The sequence below is a fragment of the Streptomyces sp. Je 1-332 genome, from assembly GCF_040730185.1.
Classification (GTDB): domain Bacteria; phylum Actinomycetota; class Actinomycetes; order Streptomycetales; family Streptomycetaceae; genus Streptomyces.
On sequence record NZ_CP160402.1, the window covers coordinates 893,233 to 913,116 of the forward strand.

18 protein-coding genes are annotated in these 19,884 nt (G+C 71.5%); 11 read left to right on the forward strand and 7 right to left on the reverse strand.

Annotation, left to right across the window (positions count from 1 at the left end; genetic code table 11):
• Window positions 1–59: 59 nt before the first annotated feature.
• Window positions 60–854, reverse strand: coding sequence for an aspartate/glutamate racemase family protein (locus tag ABXJ52_RS04150; protein WP_367039251.1), 795 nt, complete (start codon window positions 852–854; stop codon window positions 60–62).
• Window positions 855–912: 58 nt separating this feature from the next.
• Here ABXJ52_RS04150 and ABXJ52_RS04155 point away from each other — a divergent pair, with 58 nt between their 5' ends.
• Complete coding sequence (locus ABXJ52_RS04155; protein WP_367039253.1) at window positions 913–2,088, forward strand: glycosyltransferase; 1,176 nt, start codon at window positions 913–915, stop codon at window positions 2,086–2,088.
• Between the two features lie 18 nt (window positions 2,089–2,106).
• Here ABXJ52_RS04155 and ABXJ52_RS04160 read toward each other — a convergent pair whose 3' ends face one another.
• Window positions 2,107–3,402, reverse strand: a complete 1,296-nt coding sequence (locus tag ABXJ52_RS04160) for a TerD family protein (RefSeq protein WP_367039254.1) — start codon at window positions 3,400–3,402, stop codon at window positions 2,107–2,109.
• A 319-nt stretch (window positions 3,403–3,721) separates the two neighbouring features.
• On the opposite strand from ABXJ52_RS04160, the gene ABXJ52_RS04165 reads away from it, so the two are divergent.
• The 4 genes from ABXJ52_RS04165 to ABXJ52_RS04180 all read left to right on the forward strand — a co-directional run bounded on the left by ABXJ52_RS04165 (window position 3,722) and on the right by ABXJ52_RS04180 (window position 8,377).
• Complete coding sequence (locus ABXJ52_RS04165; RefSeq protein WP_367039255.1) at window positions 3,722–4,150, forward strand: DUF6643 family protein; 429 nt, start codon at window positions 3,722–3,724, stop codon at window positions 4,148–4,150.
• Window positions 4,151–4,196: 46 nt separating this feature from the next.
• Window positions 4,197–5,021: an MOSC N-terminal beta barrel domain-containing protein gene (locus ABXJ52_RS04170; RefSeq protein WP_367039257.1), complete on the forward strand. Its 825-nt coding sequence runs from the start codon at window positions 4,197–4,199 to the stop codon at window positions 5,019–5,021.
• Between the two features lie 148 nt (window positions 5,022–5,169).
• Complete coding sequence (locus ABXJ52_RS04175; protein WP_367039258.1) at window positions 5,170–5,775, forward strand: hypothetical protein; 606 nt, start codon at window positions 5,170–5,172, stop codon at window positions 5,773–5,775.
• 187 nt (window positions 5,776–5,962) lie between these two features.
• On the forward strand, window positions 5,963–8,377 hold the full coding sequence (locus tag ABXJ52_RS04180; RefSeq protein WP_367039259.1) for a right-handed parallel beta-helix repeat-containing protein: 2,415 nt from the start codon (window positions 5,963–5,965) through the stop codon (window positions 8,375–8,377).
• On the opposite strand, the gene ABXJ52_RS04185 is transcribed toward ABXJ52_RS04180, so the two are convergent.
• On the reverse strand, window positions 8,337–10,640 hold the full coding sequence (locus ABXJ52_RS04185; RefSeq protein ID WP_367048797.1) for a hypothetical protein: 2,304 nt from the start codon (window positions 10,638–10,640) through the stop codon (window positions 8,337–8,339). The genes ABXJ52_RS04180 and ABXJ52_RS04185 overlap by 41 nt on opposite strands.
• Before the next feature lie 300 nt (window positions 10,641–10,940).
• On the opposite strand from ABXJ52_RS04185, the gene ABXJ52_RS04190 reads away from it, so the two are divergent.
• Together ABXJ52_RS04190 and ABXJ52_RS04195 are read left to right on the forward strand one after the other, a co-directional pair.
• Window positions 10,941–11,825 (forward strand): DeoR/GlpR family DNA-binding transcription regulator, encoded by an 885-nt coding sequence (locus tag ABXJ52_RS04190; RefSeq protein ID WP_367039261.1) that lies wholly within the window; start codon window positions 10,941–10,943, stop codon window positions 11,823–11,825.
• Between the two features lie 64 nt (window positions 11,826–11,889).
• Window positions 11,890–12,378, forward strand: a complete 489-nt coding sequence (locus tag ABXJ52_RS04195; protein WP_367039262.1) for an SRPBCC family protein — start codon at window positions 11,890–11,892, stop codon at window positions 12,376–12,378.
• A gap of 24 nt (window positions 12,379–12,402) precedes the next feature.
• Here ABXJ52_RS04195 and ABXJ52_RS04200 read toward each other — a convergent pair whose 3' ends face one another.
• On the reverse strand, window positions 12,403–13,497 hold the full coding sequence (locus ABXJ52_RS04200) for a PLP-dependent cysteine synthase family protein (protein WP_367048798.1): 1,095 nt from the start codon (window positions 13,495–13,497) through the stop codon (window positions 12,403–12,405).
• Between the two features lie 328 nt (window positions 13,498–13,825).
• Here ABXJ52_RS04200 and ABXJ52_RS04205 point away from each other — a divergent pair, with 328 nt between their 5' ends.
• Both ABXJ52_RS04205 and ABXJ52_RS04210 read left to right on the forward strand, forming a co-directional pair.
• On the forward strand, window positions 13,826–14,155 hold the full coding sequence (locus tag ABXJ52_RS04205; RefSeq protein WP_367039264.1) for a hypothetical protein: 330 nt from the start codon (window positions 13,826–13,828) through the stop codon (window positions 14,153–14,155).
• 204 nt (window positions 14,156–14,359) lie between these two features.
• Entirely contained in the window at window positions 14,360–14,899 is a 540-nt protein-coding gene (locus ABXJ52_RS04210) for an ATP-binding protein (RefSeq protein ID WP_367039266.1), read from the forward strand.
• Between the two features lie 38 nt (window positions 14,900–14,937).
• Here ABXJ52_RS04210 and ABXJ52_RS04215 read toward each other — a convergent pair whose 3' ends face one another.
• The 3 genes from ABXJ52_RS04215 to ABXJ52_RS04225 are packed head-to-tail and all read right to left on the reverse strand — an operon-like array spanning window position 14,938 to window position 18,643.
• Window positions 14,938–17,508, reverse strand: a complete 2,571-nt coding sequence (locus ABXJ52_RS04215; RefSeq protein ID WP_367039268.1) for an FtsX-like permease family protein — start codon at window positions 17,506–17,508, stop codon at window positions 14,938–14,940.
• Window positions 17,509–17,558: 50 nt separating this feature from the next.
• Window positions 17,559–18,347: an ABC transporter ATP-binding protein gene (locus ABXJ52_RS04220; protein WP_367039270.1), complete on the reverse strand. Its 789-nt coding sequence runs from the start codon at window positions 18,345–18,347 to the stop codon at window positions 17,559–17,561.
• Window positions 18,344–18,643, reverse strand: coding sequence for an SHOCT domain-containing protein (locus ABXJ52_RS04225; protein ID WP_367039272.1), 300 nt, complete (start codon window positions 18,641–18,643; stop codon window positions 18,344–18,346). The genes ABXJ52_RS04220 and ABXJ52_RS04225 overlap by 4 nt, the downstream gene beginning before the upstream one ends.
• Window positions 18,644–18,879: 236 nt before the next feature.
• Between ABXJ52_RS04225 and ABXJ52_RS04230 the strand changes: the two genes are divergently transcribed.
• The gene (locus ABXJ52_RS04230) at window positions 18,880–19,452 is read left to right on the forward strand and encodes a TetR/AcrR family transcriptional regulator (RefSeq protein WP_367039274.1); all 573 of its coding nucleotides are present in this window, start codon (window positions 18,880–18,882) and stop codon (window positions 19,450–19,452) included.
• 15 nt (window positions 19,453–19,467) lie between these two features.
• On the forward strand, window positions 19,468–19,866 hold the full coding sequence (locus tag ABXJ52_RS04235) for a cupin domain-containing protein (RefSeq protein WP_367039276.1): 399 nt from the start codon (window positions 19,468–19,470) through the stop codon (window positions 19,864–19,866).
• The last annotated feature ends 18 nt before the right edge of the window (window positions 19,867–19,884 follow it).

The window sequence follows — 19,884 nt, forward strand, 5'->3', positions numbered from 1 at the left end:
AGCGTCACCACTCCGGTTGTACGGGCGGGGCCGCTCTGTACGCGGGGCGGGGCGGGGCCTCAGCGGGCGGGAGCCGCCGCCGCGAGCAGCCTGCCTTCGGCGTACGTGTGGGCGGCGAGGGGCAGCTCGGCAGCGCGGCCGCTCAGGATCACCGTCAGGCCGCCTTCCGCGCCGGCGCTTTCCGTGCCGGTGCCGGGAAGCTGCCCGGCCCTGCGCAGTGCCTGGGCGGCCACCGCTCCGGCCGAGCCGTGCAGGACGAGAGGCGGGAGTCCGGGCTGCTGGAGGGCGGCGCGGATGCGCTCCCCCACCAGCTCGTAATGGGTGCAGCCCAGGACCACGGCCCTTACATCACGCGGAGTGAGGGCAGCCGCAGCGGCGACCGCCCGGTCGATGGCCGCCTCGTCGGCGGACTGCACGGCGTCCGCGAGGCCGGGGCAGGGCACCTCGGTGACGCCGACGCCACCGGCGAACTCCTCGATCAGACCGCGCTGGTAGGGGCTTCCGGTGGTGGCGGGGGTGGCCCAGATGGCGATGGGGCCGCCGCCCGCAGCGGCCGGCTTGATCGCCGGTACGGTCCCGATGATCGGCAGCTCCGGCTCGAACCGGGCGCGCAGGGCGGGCAGGGCGGAGACCGAAGAGGTGTTGCAGGCCACGATCAGTGCGTCGGGCCGGTGCGCGGCGGCCGCCTCGGCGATGGCGAGCGAGCGCTCCGTGACGTCCTCGGCGGTGCGCGGCCCCCAGGGCAGTCCGTCGGGGTCCGACGAGAGGACAAGATCGGCGTCCGGCCGCAGCCGACGTACCGCCACCGCGGCGGGCAGCAGGCCGATACCGGAGTCAATGAGCGCGATCTTCACCCGGTCACCATAGTCGATGGGCCTGCGGCGCCCGGTGGTGTGGGGCAGACTGCGGCGGATGAGCGCCGTTGTGTGGACCGCCGCCGCATCGCTTGCCGCCTGGCTGTGGCTGCTGTTGGGGCAGGGCTTCTTCTGGCGCACGGATCTGCGTCTGCCGCCGCGCCGCGACCCGGATGTCTGGCCGTCGGTCTGCGTCGTCGTCCCCGCTCGTGACGAGGCCGCCGTGCTGCCGGACAGCCTGCCCTCGCTCCTCGCGCAGGACTATCCGGGGCAGGCCGAGATCTTCCTTGTCGACGACGGGAGTTCGGACGGCACCGGGACACTGGCCCGGTCCCTTGCCGACCGGCACGGCGGCCTGCCGCTGACCGTCGGTTCGCCGGGTGAGCCGCCGCCGGGCTGGACCGGCAAGCTGTGGGCCGTGCGCCACGGAATCGCCCTGGCACGCGCGCGTGAGCCGCGGTATCTGCTGCTCACGGACGCGGACATCGCCCATGAGCCGGACAGTCTGCGGGAGTTGGTCGCGGCGGCGGAGACGGCCGGCTTTGAACTTGTCTCGCAGATGGCGCGGCTGCGTGTCGCGACCGTGTGGGAGAGGCTGGTCGTCCCGGCGTTCGTGTACTTCTTCGCGCAGCTGTATCCGTTCCGCTGGATCGCCGAACGGGGTTCGCGCACGGCCGCGGCGGCCGGTGGCTGCGTCCTGGTGAGCACGGCCGCCGCCGAGCGCGCGGGAATCCCGGACTCCATCCGGCACGCGGTGATCGACGACGTGACGCTCGCCAGGGCGGTGAAGCGCTCGGGCGGCCGCATCTGGCTGGGCCTCGCGGAGCGCGTGGACAGCGTGCGCCCCTACCCCGGGCTCGGCGACCTCTGGCGGATGGTCTCGCGCAGCGCCTACGCCCAACTGCGCCACAGTCCCCTGATCCTGCTCGGTACGGTCCTGGGGCTCGCCCTGATCTATCTGGCGCCCCCGGCCGTGCTGCTCGGCGGTCTGCTCACCGGCCGCGCGGTGCCCGCCGCGCTCGGCGGGGCCGCGTGGTGCGTGATGACGGCGACGTACATCCCGATGCTGCGCTACTACCGGCAGACTCTCTGGCTCGCTCCCCTGCTGCCGTTCACCGCTTTCCTCTATCTCCTCATGACGGTCGATTCGGCGGTGCAGCACTACAGGGGGCGCGGAGCGGCGTGGAAGGGGCGGACGTACACCCGCCCCGACCCGGCTCCCGAACAGCGCTGAGCGCCCCCTCGAAGGCGGCTACTTCCTGCCGGGCGTCCAGTTCATGCCCCAGTTGTACGCGTAGTCGATCGTGCGCTGCGGGCTCACGCCCCGCTCGGGCACGAGGTAGCGGGCCTCGCGCTGGACGAAGAGGTCGCCGTTGTTGTTGGTGATCAGCGCGAGCGCGCACACCGTGGACGGCACCGTGCACTCGTCCAGCGAGAAGTCGATGGAGGCGCCGTGCTGCGGCTGCAGGGTGACCGTGGCGTTCAGGTCGGCGAAGCTGCGCGCTCCTTCGTAGATCGTCACGAAGATGACGATGCGCTTGAAGTCCTTGATGTGGTCGAGATTGACCGTGAGGTTCTCGCCGCTGGACACGGCTCCGGTGCGGTCGTCGCCGTCGAGCAGCAGGTACGGGGGCTGGTCGAGGGATCCGAAGGCGTTGCCGAGCGCCTGGACGACGCCCTTGCGGCCGTCGGCGAGTTCGTACAGGGCGCACAGGTCGAGGTCGAGGTCCGCGTGCATCGCCACGGCACGGCCGAGCTTGCTGGCCCAGCCCTTGAACTGCTTGCGCACCTCCCAGTTGAGGTTCACGCGCATCGCTCCGGATGTGCCGCCCTGCTTGGTGAGCGAGACGGACGGCGCGTCCTTGGTGAGCGTGACCTTGGTGAGGCGCACGGGCTGGCCCGCGGGAGCGGCGGCGGGCGCCTGGGGTGGCGGCGGCGGGGCCTGAACCGGGGTCGCGGGAGCCGGGGGAGGCTGTACCGCGGCGGGGGCGGGCGCCGGCGCCTGCTGCGGTTCGTCCACCGAGATGCCGTAGTCGGTGGCCAGCCCCTGCAGTCCGCTGCCGTACCCCTGCCCGACGGCGCGGAACTTCCACGCGCCCTGGCGGCGGTAGAGCTCGCCGAGGACGAACGCCGTCTCCACGGTCGCGTCCTCGCTGTCGTAACGCGCGATCTCCGCGCCGCTCGCCGCGTCGACCACCCGGATGGAGAGGCCGGGGACCTGCCCGAAGGTGCCGCCGTCCGTCGAGGCGGCGAGCACCACGGTCTCGACGGCGGGCTCCACGCGCGCGAGGTCCACCACGAGCGCGTCGGTCACCCGGCCGCCCTCGGCCTTCTTGCCCTCGTGGCGCACCGCTCCGGAGGAGTGGACCGCCTGGTTGTAGAAGACGAAGTCGTCGTCCGAGCGGACCTTCCCGGACGTGGCGAGCAGCAGGGCCGACGCGTCGGCGTCCGGCACCCCGGCTCCTGAAGCCCACCCCAATTCGACCCGCACGGCAGGTGCCGGCACGGGAACATTCGATCCTTTAGGCATTGTCATGTCCGCCCCCATCACAAGTTCGCATCACAAGTTCGCATCGCAAGCCGCCACTTCCGGCCGGACCGCCGTCCCGTTCCTGACCAACCTATTACCCGGACCCCTGAGAGGCCCATGTCCATCGACGACACCCCGTCGCACGGCCTTCCCGTCAACCGTGCGTCGACTGCCGGTAACCCGTACGGAGCTTGGCTTTTACAGGATTCCTACGCCGCCGCGCGACCGATTTTTCCTAAGTTCGCTCGCATTGGGGACTCCAGGTCACTACCGGCACGTAAAACAACCCTCTTATCGGTCTCCCCAACCAGCACATCAAGGGCTTAACTTATGTGTCATGACCTCCCCCCGCTCCACCTATGGCGGCGGTTACTACTCCGCGCCGTCCTTCCCGGACACTCCGATCTACGACTCCCTTGTCGCCGAGCGGGGTACTCCTCAGATCGCCCCGATCCGGGTCCCCTCCGCGTACGACACGGGCAGTCACCTGCCCGCGCTGCAGTCGGCGCTGCCCGCGCTGCCCGCGGCCCCGTCCCACCACAACCCCTCGTACGGCTACGCGCAGCAGCCCGCACCGCTGCAGCAGGCGCCCGCGCCGTACATCCCGCAGCAGCCATCGGCTCCGCGCGGCTACCCGGGCCCCCAGCAGCAGCAACAACAGCGCCCCCCGGCCGGTACGGGCTACGAGGCCATGCGCCCCGCGGCGCCCCGCCCCGCCCCGGCGACGTACGAGGACCCGTACAACCGCCCCTACCGCGGCTACTGATTCGCCCGCATGCGTTCCTGTCAGTGGCTGCTGGCAGGATGGCGGCATGCCGAATCCAGCGCTGCACTCGATCCACTACTACCCGCTCAAGGCGGTCGGGGGACACGCTCCGCGTGAGGCCGTCGTCGAGCCCTGGGGGCTCGCGGGTGACCGACGGTGGATGCTGGTCGACAGCGCGGGGCGACTCATCACGCAACGGCCGCATCCGAGGCTGGCGTTGGCCGCCGCCGAGCTCCTGCCCGGCGGCGGCATACGCTTGTCCGCGCCCGGCCTTGAGCCGCTGACGGTCGCCGTGCCGCCCTCCGGCGAGACCCTCACGGTGGAGATCTGGAAGGACAAGGTCGAGGCGGTGCCCGCCGACGCGGCGGCGCACGCGTGGTTCAGCGCCTATCTGGACACCGACGTCCGGCTCGTCCACCTCGACGACCCCGCCACCCGGCGCCCCATCGATCCCGCGTACTCCCTCGAAGGCGAGACCGTCTCCTTCGCCGACGGTTATCCCCTGCTCCTGACCACGCTTTCCTCCCTCGACGCTTTGAACTCGCTCATCGCGCAGGGCGATCACTCCGACGAGGGGCCGCTCCCCATGAACCGTTTCCGGCCGAATGTGGTCGTGGACGGGACGGCGCCCTGGGCCGAGGACGACTGGTCGCGCGTCGCGATCGGCGATGTCACCTTCCGCGTGGTCAAGAAGTGCGGGCGCTGCGTGGTGACCACCACCGACCAGCGCAGCGCGGAGCGGGGCAAGGAGCCGCTGCGCACGCTCGCCAAGCACCGCCGCTTCGGGGACCAGCTGGTCTTCGGCCAGAATCTGGTGCCGGAAACGACCGGATCGGTCCGGATCGGCGACCCGTTCACCGTCCTCGATTGAAGGTCCGCAGCCCGGGAACTCGAAGCCACGGCACGGACGTTGAGCGAGGATGAGAAGGGTGATGTGCCTCTCTCTTCTCCCCGTCGACGCGTGATCCGTGCCGTACGCGGTTATGACGGACGCGGAAGGCGGAAGGGGGTGCAGGACCGTGCGAGCACTCGTGGGACTCTGGCGTTGGCGGCACAATCCGCTGCGCCGCAGGACCGACCTCGTCGAAGCCTGGGTGGCCTGTGCGGCCGTGCTGCTCATCGCCGCCGCCGCGCCGCTGGCCGGCCTCGCGATCGGCGGTGCCTCACGGGACACGCTGCAGCAGTCGGTGCGCGAACAGCACGAGGTGCGGCACGAAGTCATCGGCACGGTGGTCAAGAAGGTGTCGGGACCCCCGATCGACCCCGACCCCGAGACGTCGTCGGCGCGCGACAGGCACAGCCGTGTGCTCGCCGAATGGACCGCTCCGGACGGCACCGCGCACTCCGGCACGGTGTTCGCCTCCCTCCGCTCCCCCGACCCGGGCGACCGCTTCCGGCTCTGGACGGACGAGCGCGGCCAGGTGGTGGGCCGCCCGCTGGACGACGCGACCGCTAGCACGCATGCGGCACTGGCCGGAATAGGCGCCGCCGTGGCGGTCGCCGGACTCGTCGAAGGGGCCAGGCGACTGGTCGTCTGGCGGATCGTCCTGCGGCGCTACGACCGCTGGGACCAGGCCTGGGACAAGGCGGGGCCGGACTGGGGACGCACCGGCACCGGCTCATGAAGCACCGGTCGAGGCGCCGAAGCCTGCTCCCGAGGCCGGTGAGAGACCGGCGATGACCAGGTGAGAGCCTGGCGATCGGGTCAACTCGCCCTCGCCGCGCGCGCTACGGTGGACCGGCCGAACTCTTCGGCGCCTTGCGCGAGGTCGTGAGGTCCCGCGTACGACAAGGTGGGGGCAGAGCAACTCCATGGCACAGGGCACGGTCCAGGTGACGCACACCGGCACCTCGCGGTGGCGGCGCCGCACGGGTGAGTACGTATCGCTCGCTGCCGCCTTGGAGGCCGCGAGCGACGGTGACGTCCTCACCATCGCCCCCGGCACGTACCGCGAGAACCTCGTCGTCCAACGGGCGGTGACGCTGCGCGGCCCCGAGGGCTCCCCCGGCTCCGTCCGCATCGCGCCGTCGGACGGCGTGCCGCTCACCGTCCGGTCGTCCGCCGTGGTGCAGGACCTGCACGTGGAGGGACAGGACTCGGCCGCGCCCGCGCTGCTCGTCGAGGACGGGGCGCCCGAACTCGTCGACGTACGCGTGGTGACGCGGTCCGCGGCCGGCATCGAAGTGCGCGGCGGGGCCCGCCCGACCGTGCGGCGCTGCACGGTCGACAATCCCGGCGGCATCGGCATCGCCGTGCTCGACGGAGGGGGCGGTGTCTTCGAGGAGTGCGAGGTCGTCTCGGCCGGGCAGTCGGGCGTCGCGGTGCGCGGCGGCGCGCATCCCCGTCTCGAACGCTGCCGGGTGCATCACGCGTCCGGCGCGGGGCTCTCGGTGACCGGTGAGCACTCGGGGCTCGAGGCGATCGGCTGCGAGGTGTACGAGGTCAAGGGCTCGGGCGTGCAGATCACCGGCCGGGCCGCGGCGCACCTGACGGACTGCGACGTGCACCGCACGACGTCCGACGGCGTCACGCTCGACACGGACGCCGTCCTCACGCTCGCCGACTGCCGCATCCACGACATCCCGGAGAACGCGATCGATCTGCGTTCCCGTTCGGTCCTGACCCTGACGCGTTCCACCGTGCGGCAGTTCGGGCGCAACGGCCTGTCGGTCTGGGACCCGGGCACGCGTGTGGACGCCAACCAGTGCGAGATCCACGACAGCACGGGCGACTATCCCGCGGTGTGGGTCAGTGACGGCGCGACGGTCGTCCTGGAGTCCTGCCGGGTGCACGACGTGCCGGACGCGCTGTTCGTCCTCGACCGCGGCTCGCGCGCCGACGTCGTCGACAGCGATCTCTCGCAGGTGCGCAACACGGCGGTGTCCGTGAGTGACGGCGCGACGGCGCAGCTGGACGACTGCCGCATCCGCGATGCCGCCACCGGCGCGTGGTTCCGCGACCACGGCAGCGGCGGCAACCTGGCCAACTGCACGGTCGACGGCGTCCAGACGGGCGTCATCGTCACCAAGGGCGCCGACCCCACCATCGAGCGCTGCACGGTCACTTCACCCGCGGAGGCGGGTTTCTACGTCTCCGCGGGCGGCCGTGGCAGCCTGCACGGCTGCCGCGTGAACGACAGCGGTGGCTACGGCTTCCACGTCATCGACGGCTGCCGTACGACGCTGAAGAAGTGCCGTACGGAGCGGTGCGCGCGCGGCGGCTTCGAGTTCGCCGAGGACGGCCCACTGGTCGAGGACTGCACCAGCGACGAGAGCGGCGGAGCACGGACGGCGGCCACCACGGCGCGGGAGGCGGCCCCGCAGACGGCCACGCAGACCGTGGGGTTGCTCGGCGCGATCCCCGGCCAGGGCGCGGACCAGGCGCCCGCGAAGACCGCGGCCCCCGAGCCGCCGTCCCGTTCCTCGAAGGACGTGCTCGGTGAACTCGACACCCTGGTCGGTCTGGAGAGCGTCAAGCGCGAGGTGCGCGCCCTCACGGACATGATCGAGGTGGGGCGGCGCAGGCAGCTCGCGGGGCTCAAGGCCGCGTCCGTGCGCCGCCATCTGGTGTTCACGGGCTCTCCCGGTACCGGCAAGACGACCGTGGCACGCCTCTACGGCGAGATCCTCGCGTCGCTCGGTGTCCTGGAGAGCGGGCATCTGGTCGAGGTGTCGCGGGTCGACCTGGTGGGCGAGCACATCGGGTCGACGGCGATCCGCACGCAGGAGGCGTTCGACCGGGCCCGCGGCGGCGTGCTGTTCATCGACGAGGCGTACGCCCTCTCGCCCGAGGACTCCGGGCGTGACTTCGGCCGCGAGGCCATCGACACGCTGGTGAAGCTGATGGAGGACCACCGCGAGGCAGTGGTGGTGATCGTCGCGGGCTACACGGCGGAGATGAAGCGCTTCCTGTCGGTCAACCCCGGTGTGGCGTCCCGCTTCTCACGGACCATCACCTTCGGTGACTACTCCCCCGAGGAGCTGCTGCGGATCGTCGAGCAGCAGGCCGACGAGCACGAGTACCGCCTGGACAGGGGGACGGGCGAGGCCCTCCTTAAGTACTTCACGGTGCTTCCGAAGGGCCCGGGGTTCGGCAACGGCCGCACCGCGCGCCAGACGTTCGAGGCGATGGTGGAGCGGCACGCGGGTCGGGTCGCGCAGTTCGAGGAGCCGAGCACGGACGATCTCACTCTGCTGTATCCGGAGGATCTGCCGGAGCTGCCGTGACCGTCGCGGCGGGCCCTGAAGCTCCGTCGGCGGTCTGCGGGCGCGGCGCGGGCACGGCGGGCTTGAGCCGGGCGAGCAGCCTGGCGCGTTCCTCGGCGAAGGCGGGATCTGCCTGGTAGTCGCCGTGGCCCAGGATCGGTGCGGGCAGCGGATGTTCCTCCGTGCGGCCGTAGACCAGGGGGTCCTTGAGGGCGTCGCGGTCGACCTGCGGTCCTTCGCCGTCGGGCAGGACGCGGACGGGCCCGCCGATGGGGTCGGTGGTGCGGTGGAGGTTGCGCCAGCAGTCGACCTCGCGGTGCAGGGAGCTGAGGGCGGCCGGGCCGAAGTGGGCCGGGAACCACCGTCCGTAGAGCCGCTCCAGAGGTGAGCCGTACGTGAGGAGGGCGACGCGCTTGCGGACGGACGGCCACAGCTGCCAGGCGGCAGCGGCGGCCAGGACGCTGCCCTGCGAGTGCCCGGAGATGACGAGCCTGCCGCCCGTGGCACGCGTCGCGCGGGTCCAGGTGTGCATGCGCCAGGTGAGGTCGGGGACGGCACGCTCGGCGTAGCAGGGCGGGGCGAAGGGGTGGGCGGCGCGCGGCCAGAAGGTGCCGACGTCCCACAGGATGCCGATGGTGCGCCGTGCGGAGGCGTCGCGGTAGGCGCGGCGGCCCCACGTCACGAACAGTATGAAGCCGAAGCCGATCAGCCAGGAGCCGAGCGCCTGCGAGGTCTCGGCGGCCCCTTCGAAGAAGAGGGGCAGCCCCTGGGCGGCCTCGCTGGGGACTTCCCCGCTGATCCAGGCGCCGGCGAGCGCCCCCGCGCCGAGCAGCAGCGTCACCGCCGAAGTGATGCCGACCAGGAGCGGGGCGCGGTCGGTGAGGGCGGCACGTGCGCGTGTGCCCGCGATGCGGCGGCTGCGGGCCGTGTCCTTCGGCTCGCCCGGGTATTCGAGCGGGATGGTCGCGCGGTCGCGGCGTGCCCGCTGCCAGGTGCGGACGCCGAGCCAGCCGCAGAGCGCGGCAAGGACCACGAGGAGCGGCGGGATGACGGACGCCTGCCAGGTCAGGAGCACGGGCGGGCCGTCGATGGTGCCGCCGGAGCCGGGCTCGCCCCCGCCGTCGAGCCAGTCGGCGACGCGCTGGGCGCCGCCTCCGGACATCACTCCGCCGAGCGCGCAGGCCAGCATCGCGACGGCGGGGCCCGCGAAGCCGCGCAGGGCGGTGCGTGGGTCGGGTGCCGTGCGGTAGAGGAGGCGGGCGACCACCGCCAGGGCGATGACGAGCAGGCCTTGGCCAAGGGCGATGGCCCCGAAGGTCGCGTTGCCCGGCAGCCTGCCCTCGGAGGTCCAGTCGGGGCGTGACCATCCGGCGTACAGGAGAGTCAGGACGAGCAGCGTGAGCGCGACCAGGGGGAGCCTGTGGATCAGCTTCTCGTCGAGGTGCCGGTCGATCTTGTTCTCGCTGCGCCCCCTGCGCCAGACCACCAGGACGACGACGCCCGCTCCCAGGACGAGCGTCACGTCCAGGATCCAGCCGAGGACGTCGAGCAACACGGGCCCTCCCGCACGCCGGTCGTGCCGCGCGGCCGATGTGCCGACCGCGGCGGCCACCGTGAGAAAACCGGCGGCCGTGTGCGCGGCGCGCAGACGGGCCACGAGGCGGCGCCCGTACCAGAAGCCGGGCTTGCCGAGCGCGGTGCGCCCGGCCTCCTCCTCCGGATCGGCCTGGTGGGGCAGCGGGGTCTGCGACTCGTACGCGCTCCAGGTGCGGTGGGAGAGGTACCAGAGCAGCCCGGTGAGGGCGGCGGGCAGCAGGGCGGCGAACGCGAGGCGGCGTCCCGGCTGGCTCCACCAGCCGCCGTCTCCGGAGGCGTCGGTCGCGAGGAAGCCGAGCCAGGAACGGTCGGCGGAGCACGCGGGAGTGCCGGCGCACTGCCATGCCGTGAGGTCGATGGCGACCTCGCAGGCGGCGGCGACGAGCAGGACGGTCAGGGTGAGTCCGGTCAGCCGCACCAGGAGGCCGTACACCCGGACCGTCTTGCGCAGGCGCCGGGAGGTGGGGCGCATCCAGTGCGCGAGGTTGACCACCATGAACGGAAGGAGCAGGAGCCACAGGGCCCGCGAGCCGTTCCCCGAGGTGAGGTTGCACCAGACGTACGCCTCCGGGACCGGCTTGCCGCGGTAGTCGTCCGGTCGCTTCTCCGCGTCGGCGTCCTCGGTGCGGCGGAACACGGCCGCCGTCTCGTCACCGGAGATCCGCACGGTCCGCGGATCGCCCAGCATCTCCTCCGGCGTGGTGCCCCCCACTCCATGGACGAGGAGTTCGAGAGCCGTCTCTTCTCTGTGCTCTGCTGCCACTGTTCGCTACCCCCGATGTGCGCGTGTTCCCCCGAACGTGCGCGTGGTCAGGCAACAAGGATCTCCGCTCCCGGCCCTGTCCACACCTCCCGTCACGTAATCTCCCCGTTCCGGGTGAGCACACGGAATCGGGCGGTGGCCCGCCTGTCGGTGGCCCGTGCGAGGATGAGGCAGCGCCATGGACAGGGGTGGCGGATGTGACGAGGCAGAAGGGCCGGGACGGACGTGAGTGAGAATCAGAACCTCCTCGCGGAGCAGCGCCGCGCCTTGATCCTCGACGAGGTCCGCCGCAGGGGCGGGGTCCGGGTCAACGAACTGACCCGCAAGCTGAGCGTGTCGGACATGACGATCCGTCGCGATCTCGACGCTCTCGCCCGTCAGGGCGTCCTGGAGAAGGTGCACGGCGGCGCCGTGCCGGTGGTCGAGGCGAGCACGCACGAGCCGGGCTTCGAGGCCAAGTCGGGCCTGGAGCTGAACGCCAAGGAGGACATCGCGCGCACCGCGGCCTCCCTGGTGGCGCCGGGTACGGCGATCGCGCTCTCGGGCGGCACGACGACGTACGCGCTCGCCCACCACCTTCTGGACGTGCCGGACCTGACGGTGGTGACGAACTCGGTGCGGGTCGCGGATGTCTTCCACTCCGCGCAGCGCACGGCGGGACAGCGTCAGGGCGCGGCCACCGTCGTCCTCACGGGCGGGGTGCGCACGCCGTCGGACTCGCTGGTCGGCCCGGTCGCCGACCAGGCGATCGGAGCGTTGCACTTCGACGTGCTCTTCCTCGGTGTGCACGGCATATCGGCGGAAGCCGGTCTGTCCACACCGAATCTCGCGGAGGCGGAGACCAACCGGCGTCTGGTGCAGTCGGCGCGGCGGGTCATCGTGGTCGCCGACCACACCAAGTGGGGCACGGTGGGCCTGAGTTCGTTCGCCACCCTGGAGCAGGTCGACACGCTGGTGACGGATGCGGGGCTGCCCACTCAGGCGCGGGTGGAGATCTCCGAGCATCTGAGGCGCCTGGTGGTCACGGGCGAGCGCGAGGAGCCGGGGGCCGCTGGGCGGGGCGAGAGCGCCGGGCAGGCGGGGAACGCCGGGAGCACCGCAGACATCTGACGACCCGCCAGCTATGGTGTCGGTGCCCGGTCAACGACCCGATTCCGCTTGGGGGCTGAGTTCGATGGCACGCCGACTGAGGCCCGTGGGGCTCGAGTTCGTCGAAACCGCTCCGCTGCGGCTGGTCTTCGCACGCGAGGTGAGCGCCTCCCCGGAGACGGTGTACCGCGCGCTCGCCGATGACATGACCGCCTGGCCGCAGTGGTTCACGGCTGTCACGCTGTGCCAACCCATCGACTGCGCGGACGGCGGCAAGGGCCGCGCGGTACGGCTCAAAGGCGGCACGCGCTTCTGGGAGACGATCGTCGCGGCCGAGGCCTCCCAGCGGTACGCCTACCGCGTCGACGAGACGAACGCCCCGGGTCTGCGGGCTCTGGTGGAGGAGTGGCGGCTCACCCCGGCCGGGACCGGCACCCGCGTGCAGTGGACGTTCGCCGCGGACGGCGTCGCGCCGTTCCGCCTCGCCCTCAAGCTCGGCAGGCCGGGCATGGGCCGCGCCTTCCGCGACGCCGTCACCGCCTTGGACCGGCGCCTCACCGCTGCCAACGCCTGAGTCCCACAGCGGAGTTGGGGCCGTCTAGGTCCACGTACCGGTAGCGAGCAGCGACTTGATCGCGGCCGCGTACGGCGCGATGTCCAGCCCCTGCTCGGCGAGCCACGCGTCCGAGTAGTACTTGTCCAGATAGCGGTCGCCCGGGTCGCAGATGAGCGTGACGACGCTGCCCGTGCGGCCCTCGGCCACCATCTCGGCGACGATCTTCAAGGAGCTCCACAGACCGGTGCCGGTCGAGCCGCCCGCCTTGCGGCCGATCGCCTGCTCCAGGGCGCGCACGGCGGCGACGCTCGCCGCGTCCGGCACCTTCATCATGCGGTCGATCGCGCCGGGCACGAAGCTCGGCTCCATGCGCGGCCTGCCGATGCCCTCGATTCGGGAGCCGCAGTCGCTGGTGGCGTCCGGGTCGTGGTTGGTCCAGCCGTCGAAGAAGCACGAGTTCTCGGGGTCGGCGACACAGAGCCGGGTGTCGTGCTGCATGTAGTGGACGTAGCGGGCGATGGTCGCCGACGTGCCGCCCGTTCCTGCCGTGGCGACGATCCACGCGGGCTCCGGGTAGCGCTCCAGCCTCATCTGCTGGTAGATCGACTCGGCGATGTTGTTGTTGCCCCGCCAGTCCGTCGCCCGTTCCGCGTAGGTGAACTGGTCCATGTAGTGCCCGCCGGTCTCGACGGCGAGGGCGGCCGACTCCGCGTACATCATGCGTGAGTCGTCCACGAAGTGGCATTGTCCACCGTGGAATTCGATGAGGCGGCACTTCTCGGCGCTCGTCGTGCGCGGCATCACCGCGATGAACGGCACCCCGATCAGCTTCGCGAAGTACGCCTCGGAGACGGCCGTCGAGCCACTGGAGGCCTCGATGACCGGCCGCCCTGGCCGGATCCAGCCGTTGCAGAGGCCATAGAGAAAGAGCGAGCGGGCGAGGCGGTGCTTGAGGCTGCCGGTCGGGTGGGTCGACTCGTCCTTGAGATACAGGTCGATGCCCCAATGTTCCGGCAGCGGGAAGCGCAACAGGTGCGTGTCGGCGGAACGGTTGGCATCGGCCTGCACTTTGCGTACGGCTTCTTTGAGCCAGGAGCGGTACTCCGCGTCACTGCGGTCCACGTCGAGCGTGGTCATCGGCTCGTCGGCTCGATCCTGCTGTGGGGTGCTCACCGGGCAGCTCCTTGGCGTCAACCTGGCCGCGCTCGGAGCGGGCAGGACACCTCGATCATAAGCACCTTCCACACGCTTCTCACCTGCATAAACACACCTTTGAGCACCTCAAAGGCACAGCTGGTGCACCCGTTGGGCACGGCGGCGCGGCACACTGGGGAGGGAACGTGCACCACCGGTGACCACGTCTTCATACGTACTGGTGCTCGCCTTGCCATGCGTGCAGACTGCGCCGTACGGGAAGGCGTTCCCGTACGGCACGACACAGCGAAACCCAAGGGGGCGGAACGTCATGGCGGAGCCGGAGTTCACGGCCACAGGCGTGCGGATCGGGCGACGGCTGCGCTCCCTCACCCGGGCGGGCCAAATCCGTATCACCGACGGCAGGTTCGAGCTGCTGACCAGTTACGGCAGGGAGATCGACAGCGCGCCGGTGCAGGCGGTGCGGGCCGGCAAGCCGTGGTTCGCCGCCGACGACCGCGCCCTTGCCGAACTGAACGGCACGCGCTATCAGCTCACCCTCGCCGACCACGATCCGGCACCCGGCAAATCGGGGCCTCCCACGGTGCGCAGGTTCATCGACGCGGTACGCAGGGCCGGCGGTCGCCGGGCACGCGCCTGAGAAGCCGTCGCGCACCCGGCCCGGGGCGGTGCGAGTTGCACGCCCGCACCCCCTGGGTCACTCTGGTCACACATCACTCTGGGTTCACCGGCGATGACGCTGCGAACCAGCCCGCCGGCCGCGAACAGCAGCCGGCAGACCCCGCGGCCGCTGCTGGATCCGATCGTCGTCTTCTTCCGGACCGCAATTCGGGGAGTCGCAGCCGTGATCAGCCAGCCAAGCAGGTATTGCACGGTAGAGCTTCAGGCCCTGCCGTCGCGGATCGGCCAGGTACGCAGAATCGTATCGGCGCAGTTGCGCTACTGGCATCTCGATCCGTTGATAGACCAGGCCGCGCTCGGTGTGACCGAGCTCCTGACCAACGTGCACCGGCACGCACAGCCGGACAAGGCGTGCACCGTGGAGATCGAGCTGCTGCTCGACCGCCTCACGGTCTCCGTGCACGACCACGATCCCCGCCTGCCCGAGGTCAACGACGCCGAGGCGTTCGCGACCTGCGGCCGCGGCCTCGCCATGGTCGCCGCCGTCAGCGAGAGCTGGGGGGTGCGCCCCGACGGTGACACGGGCAAGGTCGTCTGGTTCACCCTCCCGGCCCCCACGACCGCCGCGGCGGTGCCGTCCGGATTCCCGGCGTACGGCGCGGCCACCCCGGGCCCCTTCGCGGACCTGGGCGTCGGACCGCGGTCTCTCGCCGACGGGCACGCGCCCGGACATGCTCCCGCCCGGTCGGCCGTTGTCGGCTGACCGGGCGGTGACAGGCTCCGCGCGGCGGGCGTCCTACGTCACTCGGTGGCGATGGCACGCAGCACGTCCAGGCGTGCGGCCCGCCGCGCCGGACGCAGACCCGCGAGGGCTCCCGCCGTCAGGCCCACCAGGACGACCACCGCCAGCTGCACGGGCGGCACCGCGAACGCGAAGGCACTGCTCGTCGCGCCGTCCGAGGCCTTGACGAGCACCCAGCCGAGGAAGCCGCCGAGCACCAGGCCGCCGGCCGTGCCGAAGGCGGCGACGAGCACCGACTCCCAGCGGACCATGGCCCGCAGCTGCGCCCTGGTCTGCCCGACGGCACGCAGCAGGCCGAGTTCACGGGTCCGTTCGTGGATCGCCAGGGTCAGCGTGTTGGCGATGCCCAGCAGGGCGATCAGGACCGCGAGCGCGAGCAGGGCGTAGACCAGCGTGAGCATCATGTCGATGCCGCCCGCCGCGGACTGTGCGTACTCACCTCGGGTCTGCACACCCGGATTGCCGTACTCCTGAGCCACCTCGGAGACCGCTGCCTTGCCGTCGGCCGCGCTCACGCCGTCCTTGAAGCTGACGGAGACGAGGCTGTCGGCGTCCTGCATGCGGTGCGGCGCCCAGGCCTCGCGGGTGATGACGTAGTCCCCCGCGAGCTCGGACCGGCCGTACAGCGCCCGGACGGTGAAGGTGGTCTTCTTGCCGTCGGCGAAGGCGAGCTCGGTCGTGGAGCCGACCTTCAGGTCCTGCTTCTCGGCCTCCGCACGGGTGATCGCGATGCCGTTGGTGCCAAGGCCCTCCAGGGACCCGTCGACCTTGCCGAGGTCGAAGGACCTGGCGAAGGGACCCGGGTCGGTGACCGTCAGGGCGCGCCCTTCCCCGTCGACCTCCGCGGCGCCCTTCCCGAGGCCGACCGCGGTGGCGACCTCCGGCCGCTCGGCGAGCGCGGGGGCCAGTTTGGGGCTGAGTCCGCTGCCGCCGGCGCCGAAGCCGGGGGTGCTGATGGCGAGGTCGCCCGCGAAGGAGCGGTTCACCGTCTGGTCCATGGTCGCCTTCAGGGAGGCGCCGAAGACCGTGAAGAGCGAGACGACGGCGACGCCGATCATCAGGGCGCTGGCGGTGGCGGCGGTCCGCTTGGGGCTGCGCAGGGCGTTGCGCCGGGCGAGTCCGCCCGTGACGCCGCGCAGCCGGTCCAGGGGCCCGCCGAGAACACGTACCGCTCGCGAGGCGGCCACAGGGCCGAGCACCACGAACGCGACGAGCGCGAGGACCGCCCCGGTCCCTGCCAGCCACACGGACGGGCCGACGAGGACACCGGTCAGCGAGAGCCCGACGGCGGCGAGCGCGATGAGCGCACCCGCGACGGCGCGCGTCCGCGAGGCCCCGGAGTGGTCGACCGCGGTCTCGCGCAGCGCGGCAAGGGGCGCGGTGCGCCCGGCTCGTACGGCGGGCAGCAGGGCGGAGCCCAGACAGACCACGATGCCGACGGCGAGCGGCAGCAGCATCGACAGGCCGCTGATCACCAAGTCGCCCTCGGGAAAGGGGAATCCGATGGCGGGGAAGAGCGCCTGGAGCCCGGCCGCGATCCCGATGCCGCCCGCCAGACCCGCGACGGACGCGACCACGGCGACCACGCTCGCCTCGACCAGGGTGGCCGCGGTGACCTGGCGGCGTGAGGCACCGAGCGCGCGCAGGAGTGCGTTCTCACGGGTGCGCTGGGCGACGACGATCGCGAAGGTGTTGTGGATGCTGAAGGTGGCGACGAGCAGGGCGATCCCGGAGAAGACCAGCAGGAAGGTGGTGAAGAGCGTCAGGAACTGGCCGGAGATGTTCTCGGTGTTCTCCGCCGCCGACGCCTCGCCGGTGATGGCCTCAACTCCCTTGGGCAGTACGGGATCCAGCGCGTCGACGAGTTCCTGCTGCGTCACGCCGGGCCCGGCCCGCACCTGGATGGAAGCGGCCTCACCGGCCTTCGGCGTCAGGTGCTTCTCGGCGTCGGCCTGCGTCATGCCGGTGAAGGTGGTCTGCGCCATGCCGTCCTCGCCGCCGAAGGTCGCGAGGCCCACGATCGTCACCTGGACGGGGTCCGGTGTGCGCAGCGTGGTCGTGTCGCCGATCTTCAGGTCGCCGGATTCGGCGGCGCCACGGTTGACGACGACCTCGCCGGGCTTGGCGGGGGCGCGGCCGTCGGCCAGTTGATAGGCGTTCAGCTCTCTGTCGTCGATCCAGTTGCCGGCGAGGGTGGGCGGGCCTTCGCCGCCGATGGGCTTGCGGTCCTTGCCGAGGAGTTGGCCCGCGCCCTGGATGCTGGGCGCGGCGGCGGCGACGCCGTCGGTCTGCTCGATCCTCTCGACGAGCGAGGTCCTGACGGGCTGCCGGGTGCCCTGGGTGTCGTCGGGTGTGGTGAGGGTGTCGGCACTGCGGACGACGGCGTCGGTGCCGCTCGTCGCGTTGCCGAACATCGTGTCGAAGCTGCCGCGCAGGGTGTCTCCCATGACGAGCGTGCCCGCCAGGAAGGCGACACCGAGCATGACCGCGAGGAACGTACCGGCGAAACGCCGCTTGTGGCCGCGCAGCGAGGAGAAGCTGATGCGTGCGGACGAGCGGAGGGAACTCATGGCAGAGGTGGAAGTCATGGCAGAGGTGGAAGTCATGGCAGAGGTGGAACTCATGACGGTGGTGCCCCCTTGGCATCGAAGGCCTTGAGTCGGTCGAGGACCTTGTCGGCGGTCGGATCCGCCATCCGGTCCACGAGGCGGCCGTCGGCCAGGAAGACGACCTCGTCGGCGTGGGCGGCGGCCACCGGGTCGTGCGTGACCATGACGACGGTGCGGCCCATCTGCCGTACGGCGCGGCCGAGCAGGCGCAGGACCTCGTCCCCGGAGCGCGAGTCGAGGTTGCCGGTCGGCTCGTCGGCGAAGACGACATCGGGTCGGCCCGCGAACGCCCGCGCCACTGCGACGCGTTGCTGCTGTCCGCCGGAGAGTTCGGCGGGCCGGTGGTGGAGCCGGTCGCGCAGCCCCACCACGTCGATGAGCGCATCCATCCAGTCGGTTGACGCTGCGTCACCACGCTTGCCCGCGAGGTCCATCGGGAGCGAGATGTTCTCGGCGACGGTCAGCGTCGGCACCAGGTTGAAGGCCTGGAAGACGAAGCCGATCCGGTCGCGGCGCAGCAGCGTGAGGCGGCGGTCGTCGAGCGCGCCGAGTTCGGTGTCGCCGATGTGGGCGCTCCCCGAGGTGAGGGTGTCGAGGCCCGCGGCACAGTGCATCAGGGTGGACTTGCCCGAGCCCGACGGGCCCATGATCGCGGTGAAGCGTCCGGCGGGAAAGCCGACGCTCACCCCGTCCAGGGCCCGTACGGCGGTGTCGCCGCTGCCGTAGATCTTTACGGCAGCGGTGACGCGGGCGGCATCGACGGTGGCAGTGCCGCTGCGGTGCCCGGTCGCGGTGGTCATGCCGCACCGCCCTTGGAGGTGCGTCCGAACTCCTCGTTCAGGACGGAAAGGCGCCGCCAGTACTCGTCCTCGTCGATCTCGCCGGAGGCGAAGCGGCGACCGAGCACGGCGATGGGCGAGTTCTCGTCGACGCGTACGTTCCGCTCTGCGCCGTCCCGTTGCCACGGTGCGCGGCGGCCCCTCCAGACGGTGCGGCGCAGGAGGGTGATGCCGCCGATGACGACGGCCGCCCAGATGAGCGGGAAGAACAGGATCCACGGGCCGGGCCCGCCGTCGAAGTGAGCCAGGGTGTTCATGGTGTCCATCTCCTCGGGAGCGTGTCTCTGGTGCCGGGTCGCGGGGTCTCGTGCGATATCTCGAGACTCGCGCGCCGAGGGGGTCCGAGTCGTCGTACGGCCAGCGGCTCTGCGCGTACCACGGTGGGAGTACGTGGGGGCGGGGCTTTGTACCTCTGGGGGGGCTCTGCACCTCTGGGGGGGCGGGACTCTGCGCCTCTGGCGTTCTGTACCTACTAGTATGTACAGTGAGTTCCATGAGCACCCCGGAGCGTCTGATCGAGTCCACTCGCGAGTTGTTGTGGGAGCGCGGTTACGTCGGCACGAGCCCCAAGGCGATCCAGCAGCACGCGGGCGCCGGGCAGGGCAGCATGTACCACCACTTCGCCGGCAAGCCCGACCTGGCGCTCGCCGCGATCAGGCGCACGGCGGACGAGATGCGCGCCGCGGCCGAGGGCGCGCTCGGCGGCACAGGATCGGCGTACGAGCGCGTCGAGGCATATCTGCTGCGCGAGCGCGACGTGCTGCGCGGCTGTCCGGTCGGACGGCTGACGATGGACCCGGACGTCATCGCGAGCGACGAACTGCGCGCGCCCGTCACCGAGACACTCGACTGGCTGCGCGACCGCGTCGCCGGGATTCTCGAAGAGGGCAAGGAGCGGGGCGAGTTCGCGGCCACGCTCGACGCGCCGGCGATCGCGGCGACGGTCGTCGCGACGGTTCAGGGCGGCTATGTGCTGGCCCGCGCCTCGGGGTCGGCCGCGGCCTTCGACACCGGCGTGCGCGGCCTCCTCGCCCTCCTGTTCGCTGCCACCACCCCTTCTCCGTAGAGGATTTGAAGAGCAGTGCACATCACTCGCAACCGCCCGGACAGTCAGGCGGGGCCCGCCGAGAACTTCACCGGCACCGTATGGCTGGACGAGATCGCGGCGCCGCCGTCCCCCTCACGGCTACGGATGTTCAACGTCCACTTCGCCCCCGGAGCGCACACTGCCTGGCACCGCCATCCGCACGGCCAGGTTCTGCACGTCCTGGAGGGTGAGGGTCTGGTGCAGCGCAAGGGAGGCGAGGCGGAGACGATCCGCGCCGGTGACACCGTCTGGATCGAGCCGGGCGAATGGCACTGGCACGGCGCCGCGCCCCGAACCTTCATGACACACCTGGCAGTTGTCGAAGCGGCGACAGACGGCACGACCACGCACTGGGACGCCCATGTGGGCGCGGACGAGTACCCGGCGGCCTGAGCCCGAGGAGCGGACCAC

Coding starts and splice junctions, on each gene's coding strand:
- ABXJ52_RS04155 (WP_367039253.1), top strand. CDS start 913: ATGAGCGCCGTTGTGTGGACCGCCGCCGCATCGCTTGCCGCCTGGCTG.
- ABXJ52_RS04160 (WP_367039254.1), bottom strand. CDS start 3,402: ATGGGGGCGGACATGACAATGCCTAAAGGATCGAATGTTCCCGTGCCG.
- ABXJ52_RS04165 (WP_367039255.1), top strand. CDS start 3,722: ATGACCTCCCCCCGCTCCACCTATGGCGGCGGTTACTACTCCGCGCCG.
- ABXJ52_RS04170 (WP_367039257.1), top strand. CDS start 4,197: ATGCCGAATCCAGCGCTGCACTCGATCCACTACTACCCGCTCAAGGCG.
- ABXJ52_RS04180 (WP_367039259.1), top strand. CDS start 5,963: ATGGCACAGGGCACGGTCCAGGTGACGCACACCGGCACCTCGCGGTGG.
- ABXJ52_RS04185 (WP_367048797.1), bottom strand. CDS start 10,640: ATGCTGGGCGATCCGCGGACCGTGCGGATCTCCGGTGACGAGACGGCG.
- ABXJ52_RS04195 (WP_367039262.1), top strand. CDS start 11,890: ATGGCACGCCGACTGAGGCCCGTGGGGCTCGAGTTCGTCGAAACCGCT.
- ABXJ52_RS04200 (WP_367048798.1), bottom strand. CDS start 13,497: ATGACCACGCTCGACGTGGACCGCAGTGACGCGGAGTACCGCTCCTGG.
- ABXJ52_RS04205 (WP_367039264.1), top strand. CDS start 13,826: ATGGCGGAGCCGGAGTTCACGGCCACAGGCGTGCGGATCGGGCGACGG.
- ABXJ52_RS04215 (WP_367039268.1), bottom strand. CDS start 17,508: ATGAGTTCCCTCCGCTCGTCCGCACGCATCAGCTTCTCCTCGCTGCGC.
- ABXJ52_RS04220 (WP_367039270.1), bottom strand. CDS start 18,347: ATGACCACCGCGACCGGGCACCGCAGCGGCACTGCCACCGTCGATGCC.
- ABXJ52_RS04225 (WP_367039272.1), bottom strand. CDS start 18,643: ATGAACACCCTGGCTCACTTCGACGGCGGGCCCGGCCCGTGGATCCTG.
- ABXJ52_RS04230 (WP_367039274.1), top strand. CDS start 18,880: ATGAGCACCCCGGAGCGTCTGATCGAGTCCACTCGCGAGTTGTTGTGG.